The sequence below is a fragment of the Sulfitobacter sp. F26204 genome, from assembly GCF_026410305.1.
Taxonomy (GTDB): Bacteria; Pseudomonadota; Alphaproteobacteria; order Rhodobacterales; family Rhodobacteraceae; genus Sulfitobacter.
In genome coordinates, this window is the sequence record NZ_JAPMLQ010000006.1 from 52,198 (window position 1) to 66,925 (window position 14,728).

The following is a 14,728-nucleotide window of genomic DNA, read 5'->3' on the forward strand; positions in this document are numbered from 1 at the left end:
ACAAGGGTGTGCGGTGTGTGATGGTTGAGCAGAGAACAAGTAATGCAGTGACAGGGCCCCGCCGTTTGGCCCGGGTTTACATGACCGTTGCCGGTTTGTGTGTGGCATCTGTGGTTCAGGCGGCGGATGTCTCCTTGACGGGTATTCCAAAGGACAGCGACCTATACCAAACCCTTTCCGGCGGGTCGTTGCTTTTTGAACAGGCCGGGCAGGAACATATACCCTCCAGTCAGGAAGTTGTCGCCGCAGCGCAGGCTGATTACGGACGCTTGTTGGCGGTTTTATACGATAATGGATATTTCGGGCCAGTGATCCAGATCACGCTGGACGGGACGGATGCAGCGGCAGTGCCGCCGGTGCAGGCCCCGCGCAGTATCAGTCGCGCCGTGATCCGTGTTGATACTGGGCCGCAATTCCGATTTGGCGAGGCCGAGATTGCGCCACTGGCCGCAGGAACAGAGGTGCCGGAAGGTTTTGCAAGCGGGCAAACAGCAAGCCTGAGTGTGTTGAAAGACACGGTGAGTGCGGGCGTTGACGGCTGGCGCGCCCAGGGACATGCGAAGGCTGAACTGGACTCACAGAGGCTGACGGCGCGGCATGCGGATCGCAGAATCAACGCGCAATTGCGCCTCGCGCCCGGACCGAAACTGCGGTTTGGACCGTTGTCGGTGCAGGGCAATAAAGCTGTGCGGCGTGACCGTATCGTTGATATTGCAGGCTTGCCAGTAGGCGAGGTGTATTCACCGGACGAACTGCGGCTTGCCACCCGACGACTGCGCCGGACAGGGGCATTCAGTGCCGTAGCTCTGCTTGAATCAGAGCGGATCGGCCCTGGCGACAGCTTACCGATCACTGCGCAGGTCACCGAAGCCCTGCCGCGCCGGTTTGGCTTTGGTGCCGAGCTTGGGTCGCTGGAAGGGCTGACACTGAGCGCCTTCTGGTTGCACCGGAACCTTCTGGGCGGCGCAGAGCGGTTGCGGATTGCTGGTGAGATCAGCGGCATTGGCGGCAATTCCGGCGGCGAAGACTACACCCTTTCTGCACGTTTCGAACGGCCGGCGACCTTTAACGAAGACACAAACTTTTATGCGCTTGCGCAGATTGAACAATTGGATGAGGTGAACTTCTTTTCGCGCCAGTTTGATCTGGAAGCGGGAATTGAACGGATCGCAAGCGAAGAACGTACCTATAGACTTGGCCTTGGGCTGCGCCGTGCCAAGACACGCGATGCCTTTGGTGAAAACGACTATACCTTGCTGACATTGCCACTGGGGGCCGAATTTGACTATCGCGATGACCGGCTGGATGCCAAGAACGGCTATTATATCAATGCCAGTCTGACGCCATTTCTGGCAGTCAGCGGCTCGGATAACGGATTGCGCAGTTTTGTTGATGCCCGTGCCTATCGCACCTTTGGAAGCACTCGCCCGGTGACCCTTGCTTTGCGTGGTCAGTTGGGGTCGGTCTACGGGCCTGAACTAAGCGCGACACCGGCGGACTACCTGTTTTACTCCGGTGGTGGCGGAACGGTGCGCGGTCAGCCTTATCAAGCGCTGGGTGTGGATCTGGGTGGTGGCAATGTCACTGGTGGCCGCAGTTTTCTGGCTGTCTCTGCCGAAGCGCGGTTGGCTGTAACCGACAACATCGGGATCGTCGGCTTTGTTGATGGCGGCTACATCGGAGCAGAAGAATTCTATGACGGCTCGGGCGTCTGGCATTCCGGGGCTGGGCTGGGTTTGCGGTATCACACCGGTATCGGGCCGATCCGGCTGGATATTGCCGTGCCCACCTCGGGGCCGGAAACGGACGAGAATTTTCAGGTCTATATCGGTATAGGGCAGTCGTTCTGATGCGTTTTATCTGCTCTTTCCTCCTCACGGCTGCACTGTACCTCTGCACGCTGGTTGCGGCCTCTGCCCAAGAAGATGACAAGGGTTTCCTGACCCGCAAGATTCAGGAAGCTTTGAGTGGCGGCGGGCGGTTCGTCAGCATCGACGGTTTTCGCGGCGCGCTGAGTTCAGAAGCGTCCTTTGACCGGATGACCATCGCGGATGATGACGGCATCTGGCTGACTCTGGAAAATGTGGTGCTGGATTGGAACCGCTCTGCCTTGTTACGCGGGCGGGTCGAGGTCGAAAGTCTGACGGCGGAGCGGCTCGATTTGCCGCGCTTGCCCGTCGCAGAGCCGGATGCCTTGCCCGAAGCGGAGGCCGCGCCATTCCGCTTGCCGGAATTACCTGTGTCGATCCGAATTGAAACATTTTCAATCGGTCAAATCGCTCTGGGTGCGCCCATTCTGGGAGAGGAAGCCGCACTGACGGTTACGGCCTCTGCGCAGTTGAACGACGATCTGGGTAAAGTTGATCTGGAGGCCAGCCGCACCGATGGCAAGCAGGGCGATTTTGAAATCAAAGCGAATTTTGAACGCGACGACACCATTCTTGATGTTCTGCTCCGGTTGAGCGAAGGCGAAAACGGGATAGCGGCACGGCTGCTAAACCTGCCGGGGACACCGTCTGTTGACATGACGGTTGCAGGCAAGGGGCCGGTCGATGAATTCACGGCTGACGTTCAGGTTACAACGGACGGACAGGAACGGCTGGCCGGTGAAGTGGTCCTCAGCGCGCAAACACCTCAGCGCGCCTCTGACAAGCCGGACCGGCGCATCCAGGCCGATATTGGGGGCGATATTACCGCGTTGCTTGCCCCGCGCTACCGGGAGTTTTTCGGCGAAGACGTTGCCTTGAAAATCGATGCACTGGTTCAAGGCAACGGGGCAATTGAAGTCAGTGATTTTGCGCTGCAGGCCCAGGCTGCCAATCTGGCGGGGAAAGTGACACTGAACGCGGCGAAATGGCCGACCCTGATCGACATCTCGGGACGGGTTGCCAATCCAGACGGTACGCCGATCCTGCTGCCTTTGGGGGGCGAGGGGGCAACTGTTGAGACCGTTGATCTGCGGGTTGATTATGACGCAGCAGACGGCGAGGCGATCACAGCGTCCTTCGATATGGCCACCCTGTCGCTGCAGGATATGGAGATCGCGCGCAGCAAACTTGGACTTGAGGGAAAGCTGCAGTCCGATGCAGGGCGTGTCGGGCAGTTTGACGGCGACATTATCTTTGATGTTGCGGGGTTGTCACCGCGTGACGCTGCCTTGGCCGAAGCATTGGGAAGCCTGATCAAGGGGCGTGCCACGATACGTTATGTCGAGGACCAGCCTCTCAGCATTTCCGGTCTGGATCTTTCGGGCACCGATTACGGTCTCACGGGGAATGTGGTCGTCGGTGGCATCGAGACCGGCCTGCTCAGTCAGGTGGATGCCCTTCTGGAGGCTGGAGATCTCAGCCGCTTTTCCGCCCTGGCGGGCCGAGAACTGGATGGTCAGACGCAGCTCGCCCTGAAGGGCGAAGTGGGCCTGCTGAGCGGTCAGTTTGACCTGCAAGCCGCTGGCAGCACGACCGATCTGGCGCTGGGCATCGAACAGGCCGATGCGGTTCTGGCGGGGCGCACTGATCTGACATTGACGGTGAAACGCACCGAAGCGGGCACGCTCTTGCGCAATGTGGTTCTGGAGAATGATGCCTTGAGCCTGACTGGTGCGGCCACCCTGCGCACCAAGGACAGCAGCGCAGGCGCGAAGTTTCTGTTGAAAGACATCTCGTTGGTGGTGCCACAATATGACGGGCCGGTGCAGGTATCGGCCATCGCATCACAAGACAGCCGTGGGTGGACCGTCGATGCGCAGACCGACGGACCCTATGGCGCAGCCCTGACGGCCAGCGGTCTGGTCACTGGCCCGAACGCGACACTGACCTTTTCCGCCGACCTGCCCAATGTCAAACCCTTTGCCGATCAGATCGAGGGCCCCCTGCGCGCCGAGGGCACCCTGCGCAACACTGACGAAGGCTGGCAGATCACGACGGATGCAACCGGCCCCTACCAGACCCACGCCGCCATCGAGGGTTTGGTTGCGCCGGAAATCGATCTTCGGTTTGATCTGTCGATGCCCGATCTGGGCCCAGTTGTCCCCCAGTTAAAGGGTCCATTACGGGCCGCGGGCCGATTGCAACAGACCGACAATGGGTTTGTAGTCGATACGCAGGTCAGCGGCCCATATGGTGCCAGGGCCGCCATCGAAGGGCTGGCGACAGGGCCGAAGATGCAGCTCTCTTTCGATGTGTCGGTACCCAATGTTGCACCCCTCGCGCCCGGTGTAAGCGGACCGCTGGCGGCCAGTGGTGTGATACGCCAAACGTCACAGGGCCTTCAGGTTGAGACCAATGCCAGTGGTCCTTATTCCTCGCGCGCAAGGGTGAATGGTGTGGTCACGGGGCCGCAGGCCAACGTGCAGTTTGATCTGTCGATGCCCAACATCGGCGCGCTTGTGGACAAGATCAACGGCCCTTTGACCGTCGAGGGTTCGGCCCGCAGACAAGGCGATGCCTGGGCCGTCCAGACCGACGCCCGCGGCCCGGCAGGCACCCAGGCACAGGTGGCCGGTACGGTCGCGGCAAACGGACGTCTGAACCTTGATGTCACCGGCAATGCGCCTTTGGGCCTGGCAGGTCCGTTTTTGGGGCCACGTGATCTGCAGGGGCAGGCGCGATTTGATCTTTCAATCAACGGCCCTGCTGCGCTGTCGTCGGTCACCGGAGACATTCAGACCAGCGACGCGACACTTAGCGCGCCGAACCTGCGGGTGGCGCTGGAAGGGATCAATGCCGATATTCGTTTGGCCAATAACCGCGCCCAGATCAATGTGACAGGACAGTCGGTAAACGGGGGGAACCTGCGTGTCGGGGGCTCAGTGGTGTTGACGGGGGCATTGTCTGCGGATCTGGCCATCGCAATTGAGAACCTGGTGCTGATCGACCCCAAACTTTACCGCACCTCCCTGAACGGTGCCTTGCGTCTTGCCGGACCCCTGACCGGTGCGGCGCAGATCTCCGGGCGTGTCGACGTGGGGGAAACCGAAGTCAGTGTACCTTCGACCGGCATTACCAGCATCGGGGACATTCCCCCGATCAACCACATCGGGGCCACGCGCCCGGTGATCGCCACGCGCCGCAAGGCGGGTATTGAAGATGCGGCGGCAGGTGCCGATCCGGCCAGAGACCGTGGTGTCGGGCTTGGTCTGAATGTCCGCGTGAATGCCCCCAGTCGAATCTTTGTGCGTGGACGCGGATTGGATGCGGAACTCGGCGGCGCCCTGACATTGACCGGCACCACCAACCGCATCATCTCTGCCGGGCGGTTCGATTTGCTGCGCGGGCGGTTGGATATTCTGGGTAAGCGGTTTGATCTGGTCGAGGGTGCGATCCAATTCCAGGGGGATCTTGTTCCCTACATCCGCTTTGTTTCCTCTACGACCACAGCGACGGGCGAAGTCCGGGTTGTGGTGCAGGGCCCTGCGGATGCGCCCGAAGTCACCTTTGAGGCGACGCCCGAAGCGCCTCAGGACGAAGTGTTGGCGCAGCTTCTTTTCGGGCGCAACCTGTCCGAGATTTCCCCCATTCAGGCACTGCAACTGGCCAATGCGGTGGCGACCTTGGCAGGACGGGGAGGTACGGGTGTGATTGCGAATCTGCGCAGCAACTTTGGTCTGGATGATCTGGATGTGACCACAACCGACAGCGGTGCGACAGCGGTGCGGGCGGGAAAATACATTTCCGAAAACATCTATACCGACGTGACGGCAGCGTCGGATGGTACCGGCGAAGTGTCGCTGAATCTCGACATAACCACGCATCTCAAGGGCAAGGCGACCCTGGGGTCAGACGGCAATTCGGGAATCGGTATCTTTTTCGAGAAAGATTATTGACCGCAGGGCCGGTCCTACTTCGGGGTGAACGTGCCGAAACGTCCCTGGTCAAACAACAGACCCGCACCTTCCCCGCCGCGTTCTGCCGCATGTTCGATCCTGCCCACGATCATTGAGTGATCACCGGCGGGATGAACGGCGAACCGGGTGCAGTGAAAGGCAGCCAGACAACCTTTGAGCTGGGGTGAGCCTGTTGGCCCTGGAAACCAATCAAATCCGGTAAAATCATGGCCTTGGCTGGCGAAATGGTTCGCAAGCCTGTGCTGATTCTCGGCCAAAATGTGAATGCAGAATGTCGCGGCTTGTGCAAAGGCATCATGGCGTTTGGAGCGCAGTGCCGCCGACCAGAGCACCAGTGGCGGGTCGAGCGAAATAGAGGAAAAGGAATTTGCCGTCATCCCCAGTGGCCCCTGGGCCGTCTGGGTGGTGATAATGGTCACGCCTGTTCCGAAACGCCCGAAGGCGCTGCGCAAAGCCTGCCCATCGGTGGGGGGGAAAGGTGTCATTTCGCTCTTCATCGCGGCCTGCGGTGCCACGGCGGCAGTGATTTGTCCAGAGATGCCCATCTAGCGATCCTTATTTGACGCGTCATGCGCGCATTGCCTGTCTGATAACAGAGAGGCCGACGCATACCCAGGGTCGCAACCTATGACACGACCCGGACCTTTGCAGGCCCGGATCATGGCGATTTTGCGCCGATTTGCCGAAAAGGGCGTTCAGCTTCGGTTCATGCGGTTTTCGATCAGATCGTCCACAACCGCAGGTTCGGCGAGTGTCGAGGTATCGCCCAATGCGCCAAAATCGTCTTCGGCAATCTTGCGCAGGATACGGCGCATGATCTTTCCGGAACGGGTTTTCGGCAGGCCCGGTGCCCATTGGATCAGATCAGGGGATGCGATGGGGCCGATTTCCGTGCGCACCCAGTCGCGCAGTTCCTTGCGCAGCTCTTCAGAGGGTTCCTCGCCGCCCATCAGGGTCACATAGCAATAGATGCCCTGGCCCTTGATGTCGTGGGGATAGCCAACCACAGCGGCTTCGGCCACCTTGGCGTGGGCAACAAGCGCGGATTCGACTTCTGCCGTGCCCATGCGGTGACCGGAAACATTGATGACATCGTCTACACGTCCGGTGATCCAGTAGTCGCCATCTGCGTCGCGTTTTGCGCCGTCACCGGTGAAATAATAGCCGGGATAGTCGGAAAAATAGGTCTTTTCGAACCGTTCATGATCACCCCAGATGGTGCGCATCTGGCCAGGCCAACTGTTTGCGATGACCAAGACACCCTCGACTGGGTCACCTGTGAGCACCTGCGCAGAAGTCGGATCAAGGATCAGCGGTTTGATCCCGAAGAAGGGCTTCATCGCCGAGCCTGGCTTCATCGCATGGGCACCGGGCAGAGGGGTCATCAGGTGGCCACCGGTCTCGGTCTGCCACCATGTATCGACGACCGGGCAGCGCCCGCCACCGACAACTTCGTTGTACCAGTTCCATGCTTCGGGATTGATGGGTTCGCCCACGGTGCCCAAAATCCGCAGACTGGACAGGTCGTTGCCCTCAACAAAGGCATTTCCCTTGCCCATCAATGCGCGCAATGCGGTCGGCGCGGTATAGAACTGGTTGACCTTGTGCTTTTCGCAAACCTGCCAGAACCGGCTGGCATCGGGGTAGGTGGGCACACCCTCGAACATGACGGTGGTCGCACCATTGGCCAAGGGGCCATAGACGATATAGCTGTGTCCGGTGACCCATCCCACATCCGCAGTGCACCAGAAAATATCGCCGTCGTGATAATCAAAGGAAATCTCGTGGGTCATGGCGGCGTAGACAATATAGCCACCGGTGGTATGCACCACGCCTTTCGGTTGTCCGGTGGACCCGGAGGTATAAAGGATGAACAGGGGGTCTTCGGCGTTCATGACCTCGGGTTCACAGGTGTCTGCGGCATCCGCTGCCAGCGCGTTATAGTCAAAGTCGCGTCCGTCCACCCAGCTGATCTTGCCGCCTGTGCGTTTGACCACCAGACATTTGACTGAGTCCTTGCAATTCGCAAGGGCCTGATCCGCATTGCTTTTCAGCGCGGTATTGCGCCCGCCACGCGGAGCTTCGTCAGCGGTGATCACCACCTTGGCATCGGAACCGTTGATCCGAGCGGCAAGGGCATCTGGCGAAAAGCCGGCAAAAACGATGGAATGGATTGCGCCGATGCGAGCACAGGCCAGCATGGCATAGGCCGCTTCGGGGATCATCGGCATATAGATGATGACGCGATCGCCTTTACCGACCCCGAGGTCGCGCAGGATGTTTGCCATCCTGCAGGTATTGGCGTGCAGTTCCTTGTAGGAAATGTACTGGGCGGATTCATCGGGGCTGTCGGGTTCCCAGATGATCGCTGTTTGGTCGCCGCGTTTTTCAAGATGACGGTCGATACAATTGGCGGCGACATTCAACGCGCCGTCGGCGTACCAATTGATATGTACATTGCCGAGGGTGAAATCGACATCCTTGACCTTGGTGAAGGGCTTGATCCAGTCGACACGGGCTGCCTGCTCGCGCCAGAACGTGTCAGGATCCTTGATCGAGGCGTCGTACATGCGTGTGTAGGTCTCGGCGTTCACATGTGCATCTGCGGCCATGGCATCCGATGGTGGATAAGTTTTTGCAGCTGTATCAGACAATGTAGGTCCCTCCCTTGGCAGTCTTTCGGGCCAATGCATGAATTCGGTCATGTCCTTCGCCCGCTCCTCGACGCGATCATAGCGGGCTGTGAACGGAAGGGAATAAGCAACTGGAAAGAGGCGATTCCCTTGTAAAAATTTTTCCGCAGCTTGGTAAATTTTGTAAATTTCCTGCCTGATCGCCGCTGATTTCTTCTTTATTCACGCATTTTTTTTGTCAATTCCTCGCAGGAGGGCGAGCTTTCCCGGTCTTTCAATTTGCGGCCGATGGCGCGAGGCAAAGGCGCTGTTTCCAGCCGGCTCACCTGCATGATCCCGCGAGAAACGGGCGATGCAACCCCTTTTTCAACAGCCATGGCCGGAGAAAGGCGTCAAAGGCGCTGTTCGAAAGTGCGGCGGGGGTTGGCAGCGCTTGCCCCTCGCGGTAGCGTCTTGGCAAGCGCGCCGAGGAGGGTGCGCATTAACGGGAGAATACCAATGACCAAGTTTTTGAGCGGCGCGGCAGTCTGCGCCATCTCTTTCGCGTTTGCATCACAGGCTGCGGCCACAGAATGGAATGTATCCGTCTGGGGCAAGCGCCGCGCCTTTACCGAACATGTTGAAAAGCTGGCCGAACTTGTCAGCGAAAAGACCGGCGGCGAATTCACCATGAACGTCAGCTACGGTGGGCTGTCCAAGAACCGCGAGAACCTTGATGGCATCTCGATCGGGGCTTTCGAGATGGCGCAGTTCTGTGCGGGTTATCATGCAGATAAAAACCGTGTTGTGACCGTGCTGGAATTGCCCTTTCTCGGGGTTGAAAACCTTGAGCAGGAGCGTGCGGTATCTAAAGCGGTCTATTCACACCCCGCTGCCACCGAAGAGATGGCGCAGTGGAATGCCAAGCTATTGATGACCTCGCCCATGCCGCAATACAATATCGTCGGCACTGGCGAACCTCGCAGAACGCTGGATGATTTCAAGGGCATGCGGGTGCGCGCAACTGGGGGGCTGGGTCGTGCCTTTGAAGCTGTCGGAGCGGTGCCAACCTCTGTGACCGCGACCGAAGCCTATCAGGCGATGGAATCCGGTGTGGTTGATACGGTTGCCTTTGCGCAGCACGCCCATCTGTCCTTTGGTACCATCAACCAGGCTGACTGGTGGACTGCGAACCTGAACCCCGGCACTGTGAATTGCCCTGTTGTGGTGAATATCGATGCCTATGAATCCCTGTCGGACAAAGAGCGCGAAGCGCTTGATTCATCCGTAGAAGAAGCTCTGGACCACTATTTGACCAACTATGCCGCATTGCTCAAGCGTTGGGACGATGTGCTGGAAGAAAAAGGTGTCGAAAAGGTCGAGATTGCTCCTGAAGTGATTGAAGAGTTCAGGGCGGCGGCGGCGGTACCAGCACGGGATGCCTGGATTGCCGATATGGCATCCCAAGGCCTGCCGGGTCAGGAACTCTATGATCTGGTTGTAAAGACCCTGGCGGACGCCAAGGCTAACGGCAGCTAAACCGGCCAGTCGAGGCGGGCATGCACCGCCTTGTCGTCAAGCCGTGATATAAGGTGGGCGGTGTCACGCCCACCTTTCCAGAGATTCATTGAGGAGATGTGCGATGGCTGGATCAGCAGCTGTGTTGGAGGATTCCAGCCTACTAAGTAAACTTGATCGCATGTTGCTGCCGCTTGAACGGTTCTGCGCACTTCTATCTGGGCTTGCGATTTTTTCGCTGATGTTTTTAGCCGCCTATTCAGTCACGACGCGCAAATTCCTGGGCACGCCGATGATGGGATATGTCGACTATATCGAAGCGGCGATGCCGATCATCGCGATTATGGGCGTTTCCTATGTCCAGCGTGACGGCACACATATCCGCATGGATATGTTGGTTGGTGCCTTGAAAGGGCGCACATTGTGGCTGTTCGAACTGATCTCGGTCGTGATGATCCTGGTCCTGATGTTCGCGCTGACCTATGGCGCATGGGAGCATTTCAGCCGGTCATTCGATTGTGCGCGCCCGCTGTGCAGCCGGGACAGTTCGATTGATGTCGGCATCCCGATCTGGCCGAGCAAACTGGTCGTACCCATTGCCTTTGCGGTACTGGTGTTACGCTTGCTGTTGCAAGTCTGGGGCTATGGCCGTGCCCTTGTTCTGGGGCTTGAAAGTCCGGTGGCCGTGCCGCTGAACCTGACCGTCGAGGAACAGGCGATGATCGAGGCGCATGCGCTGGAAGGGGCCGATTGATGGAACCTATTGAGATTGGCATATGGGTATCCATCGGGATGCTGGTGTTTGTGGTATTGGGTATGCGCGTGGCTTTTGCCGCTGCAATGGCCGGATTTGTCGGGCTGGTGTGGCTGCGCTGGAACGGATTTGACTACGATCCCGACCGGTTTTGGAAAGCCGTTGAAATCAGCGTAAAAATAGCGGGCCTGACGCCACATTCCAAGGTATCGGCGCAGGTGCTCAGTCTGATCCCGGTTTTCATCATGATCGGGTATCTGGCCTATTACGCCAAGTTGACGACGGCATTGTTCGAGGCTTGCAAACGCTGGTTTGCCTGGGTTCCTGGCGGGCTTGCGGTGTCCACCGTCTTTGCCACCGCGGGCTTTGCCGCTGTCTCTGGTGCTTCTGTAGCAACCGCTGCCGTTTTCGCCCGTATCGCCATCCCAGAGATGTTGAAGATCGGGTACAACAAACAATTTGCTGCTGGCGTTGTTGCAGCAGGCGGGACGCTTGCATCCTTGATCCCGCCCTCGGCGATTCTCGTGATCTATGCGATTATCGTAGAGCAGGACGTCGGCAAGTTGCTCCTTGCGGGGTTCATTCCCGGCGCTTTTTCAGCCGTCGTTTATGCGGCGTTGATCATTGGTATCGCGATGATCTGGAAATCTGTCGGGCCGCCCGTCACGGGCTTTACCTGGCGCGAAAGGTTCGAAGCTTTGCCACCCGCATCGCCCATCGTCTTGGTTGTCGTGATCATCATCTTCTTTGTCTACAACCCTTTCGGGGATGCCTGGGGCACACCCACCGAAGGCGGCGCGGTCGGGGCGTTCATCGTTTTTCTGATGGCTTTGTACAAAGGCATGCGCTGGAATCAGTTGAAGGTCGCCTTGCTGGACACGGCCAAGCTGACTGTGATGATTTTCACGATCATCTGGGGTGTGCTGATTTACGTGCGTTTCCTCGGTTTTGCGGAATTGCCTGATGCATTTGCGACCTGGATCACCGGGTTGGATATGGCACCCCTGACAATCCTGGTCTGTATCCTGCTTGCCTATGCCGTTCTTGGGATGTTCATGGATGCGATCGGCATGCTGCTGCTGACACTGCCTGTGGTTTATCCTGCGGTTATGGCGCTCAACGGCGGTGAAACTGTTGCTGCTGCAGACTCTGCCTTTGGCATGTCGGGTCCGATGTGCGCGATCTGGTTTGGTATTCTGGTGGTCAAGATGGCGGAGTTCTGTCTGATCACGCCGCCCATCGGGCTGAATTGCTTTGTCGTAGCCGGGGTACGTGATGATCTGACCGTGCAGGATGTGTTTCGTGGTGTGACGCCATTTTTTATTGCCGACGGTATTACCATCGCCTTGTTGGTCGCCTTCCCCGGAATCGTCTTGTGGCTGCCCTCTCTCGCAGGCTAGGAGCAGCTGGCAGGTCATATCTGGTTGAGGTAGCGTCCCATGGCGTCAGAGCTGCGCCGGATCATTGGCGATCTCTGACCGGTCGCTGGGCCTGAAACACTGGGGGCTGACCCCAGAAATGGACTCATCCCGCCTCATGCGGCAAAAATAACTGAAAATTGTCTGCGCAGGGCTCCCGAGGCGTGCCACAAGCTGCTACCTGAAGGCAGGCATTTTCGGCGCATGCCGGATCCCTGCAGCAACCGCAGGATATGAAGACAGGCTTCGAGATTGAGGAATTTCGGGTATGAACGTGAAAAGAAAGACAGAAACCGCATCGCGCCTATCTGTCGCCCCCATGATGGACTGGACCGACCGTCATTGCAGATACCTGCATCGGCAGCTCAGCCGCGAGACTTTGTTATATACCGAAATGGTCACGGCACCTGCTTTGGTGCGGGGGGGCGCATTGCATTTGCTGGAGCATCATGATGCGGAGCATCCGGTGGCGTTGCAGCTTGGCGGGGCGGACCCGCGTGAGTTGGCGCAGGCGGCCAAACTTGGTGCCAATGCGGGGTATGACGAAATCAACCTCAATATCGGTTGCCCGTCGGACCGGGTGCAATCGGGTTGCTTTGGCGCGGTGTTGATGGAACGACCCGAACTGGTCGCGGAATGTGTTGCCGAAATGCGTGCTGCTGTTGACGTTGATGTGACGGTGAAATGCCGCATCGGTGTGGATGATCAAAACCCTGAGGAGATTCTGCCGGAATTTCTGGCGCGGATCGTTGCAACAGGATGCACGCGGGTGCAGATCCATGCCCGCAAGGCGTGGCTGCAAGGGCTGAGTCCCAAAGAAAACCGCGACATACCGCCGCTGGATTATCCTCTGGTGCAGCGGATGAAAGGATATTTCCCGAATTTGCACATCTCGATAAATGGCGGGATCACCTCACTGGAGCAGGCTGAAGCCCTGTTGGCAGGCGGTCTGGACGGCGTGATGGTCGGCCGTGCAGCCTATCACCAGCCAGCGGATGTCTTGGGCACGGCGGACAGGCGCATCTTTGGGCAGGGACAGGACACCAGCGCCGAAGAAGCGGTGCATGCGATGCTGCCCTATATTGAGGCGCATCTGACATCGGGGGGCAGGTTGAACCAGATCACGCGCCACATGATGGGGCTGTTCGCAGGTCGCCCCGGTGCCCGGCAGTGGCGTCGAATGTTATCGGAAAAGGCCTCCAAACCCGGTGCCGGACCTGAATTGGTTCTCGAGGCGATGAGGCAGGTTGAGGCATTGGCTTTGACACCGGAAGACGTGTAGCTAGAAGCAAAGTCAAACCGGAGAAAATAATGCCTGACACGTTGCTGTTGATCCAGATGGGTCTGTTTTTGCTGGCCGCTGGAGCCTTTGCCGGTGTCCTGGCCGGATTGTTGGGTGTTGGCGGCGGTATCATATTGGTGCCCGCGTTTGTTTTTGTATTTCAGACACTTGGCTATGACGGGCCGCAGATGATGCAAATGTGTCTGGCGACTTCTCTGGCGACCATCGTGATCACCTCGATCCGGTCGGTCCTGAGCCATCACAAGAAGAATGCGGTCGATTGGGAGATCCTGCGCGGTTGGGCACCGGGGATCGTGATCGGTGCGGTGATTGGTGTGCTTGTGGTGTCAACACTGCGTTCGGATACACTTCAGGTGATTTTTGGACTGCTTGGATTGACTGTTGGCTTCTACCTCGGGCTTGGCCGGACGGATTGGCGGTTGGGTCAGGCAATGCCAAAAGGCGCTGCACGGGCGGCGATGTCCCCGACGGTGGGCTTTTTGTCAGTGCTGTTGGGGATCGGTGGGGGCAGTTTTGGCGTGCCGGTCATGACGCTGTTCAACACGCCGATGCACCGTGCCGTGGCGACTGCTGCGGGCTTTGGCATGTTGATTGCCGTTCCGGCTGTGGTCGGATTTCTGTTGGTTGACATTGAAGGGGCGCCCCCCTTGACCCTTGGCAGCGTCAACCTTGTTGTCTTTGCGATCATCATCACGATGACGTTGATCACGGCTCCATTGGGTGTGAAACTGGCACATGCGATGGACCCGAAACCACTGCGACGCGTATTTGCGGTGTTCCTGATCATGGTTGCCCTGAACATGCTGCGCAAGGTGCTGCTTTGAACCCAAGTACCGCGGGCGATGGGGGCGCGGGTGTTGATCCGGTGCAGCGATTGCTGGCTGCGTGATCTTGGCCATTGCGGATGGCATTGCACCGTGCCTGTGACCGGAATTCAAACAAAGACCGCGTTGCTGCCCCATTGTCGCCATCCAGGCAACGATACTGATGCCTAACAAGAAACAATGTATCAGGACCGAGGCAATGGCAGCACTCATCACCGACGCAACAGGCAGCATCGCATATTGGGAAGGTTCACCCCATTCACTTGGCGGCAAGGCCTTTGATTTACAGGGCAGATTTCGCAAACCCGATGTGACAAGTTTTGCGCGGGTCAGCCTGTTTGCAGATAATAGCAATCACGCCCCGTCGGGGTATGACATCTCAGATTGCTGGGATGCGAGCATTGACCTGCTTTTTAGGATCGCGGGCGCGCGTTAACCGGCAAAGCCACACAGT

At 58.3% G+C, this 14,728-nt stretch carries 10 protein-coding genes; 8 read left to right on the forward strand and 2 right to left on the reverse strand.

The window, feature by feature from the left end:
- The first annotated feature begins 80 nt into the window (after positions 1-80).
- Both OS190_RS14345 and OS190_RS14350 read left to right on the forward strand, forming a co-directional pair.
- A complete protein-coding gene (locus OS190_RS14345) occupies positions 81-1,850 on the forward strand; it encodes an autotransporter assembly complex protein TamA (protein ID WP_416237414.1) in 1,770 nt (589 codons plus the stop codon).
- Positions 1,850-5,824: a translocation/assembly module TamB domain-containing protein gene (locus OS190_RS14350; protein WP_267159408.1), complete on the forward strand. Its 3,975-nt coding sequence runs from the start codon at positions 1,850-1,852 to the stop codon at positions 5,822-5,824. The genes OS190_RS14345 and OS190_RS14350 overlap by 1 nt, the downstream gene beginning before the upstream one ends.
- A 14-nt stretch (positions 5,825-5,838) precedes the next feature.
- Here the strand turns inward: OS190_RS14350 and OS190_RS14355 are convergent, their stop codons facing one another.
- Both OS190_RS14355 and acs read right to left on the reverse strand, forming a co-directional pair.
- Positions 5,839-6,390: a flavin reductase family protein gene (locus OS190_RS14355; protein WP_323370722.1), complete on the reverse strand. Its 552-nt coding sequence runs from the start codon at positions 6,388-6,390 to the stop codon at positions 5,839-5,841.
- 150 nt (positions 6,391-6,540) lie between these two features.
- Entirely contained in the window at positions 6,541-8,538 is a 1,998-nt protein-coding gene (gene acs, locus OS190_RS14360) for an acetate--CoA ligase (protein ID WP_267159582.1), read from the reverse strand.
- Positions 8,539-8,976: 438 nt separating this feature from the next.
- Here acs and OS190_RS14365 point away from each other — a divergent pair, with 438 nt between their 5' ends.
- The 6 genes from OS190_RS14365 (at position 8,977) to OS190_RS14390 (ending at position 14,710) form a co-directional block, all read left to right on the forward strand.
- The gene (locus tag OS190_RS14365; protein ID WP_267159409.1) at positions 8,977-9,996 is read left to right on the forward strand and encodes a C4-dicarboxylate TRAP transporter substrate-binding protein; all 1,020 of its coding nucleotides are present in this window, start codon (positions 8,977-8,979) and stop codon (positions 9,994-9,996) included.
- Between the two features lie 103 nt (positions 9,997-10,099).
- Positions 10,100-10,729, forward strand: a complete 630-nt coding sequence (locus OS190_RS14370) for a TRAP transporter small permease subunit (RefSeq protein WP_267159410.1) — start codon at positions 10,100-10,102, stop codon at positions 10,727-10,729.
- Positions 10,729-12,129 carry a TRAP transporter large permease gene (locus tag OS190_RS14375; RefSeq protein WP_267159411.1) on the forward strand — a complete coding sequence of 467 codons (1,401 nt, stop codon included), beginning with the start codon at positions 10,729-10,731 and terminating at the stop codon, positions 12,127-12,129. Before OS190_RS14370 ends, OS190_RS14375 begins: the two co-directional genes overlap by 1 nt.
- A gap of 286 nt (positions 12,130-12,415) precedes the next feature.
- Positions 12,416-13,429, forward strand: a complete 1,014-nt coding sequence (dusA, locus tag OS190_RS14380; protein ID WP_267159412.1) for a tRNA dihydrouridine(20/20a) synthase DusA — start codon at positions 12,416-12,418, stop codon at positions 13,427-13,429.
- Positions 13,430-13,458: 29 nt separating this feature from the next.
- Positions 13,459-14,274 carry a sulfite exporter TauE/SafE family protein gene (locus OS190_RS14385; protein WP_267159413.1) on the forward strand — a complete coding sequence of 272 codons (816 nt, stop codon included), beginning with the start codon at positions 13,459-13,461 and terminating at the stop codon, positions 14,272-14,274.
- Positions 14,275-14,473: 199 nt separating this feature from the next.
- Positions 14,474-14,710, forward strand: coding sequence for a hypothetical protein (locus OS190_RS14390; RefSeq protein WP_267159414.1), 237 nt, complete (start codon positions 14,474-14,476; stop codon positions 14,708-14,710).
- The last annotated feature ends 18 nt before the right edge of the window (positions 14,711-14,728 follow it).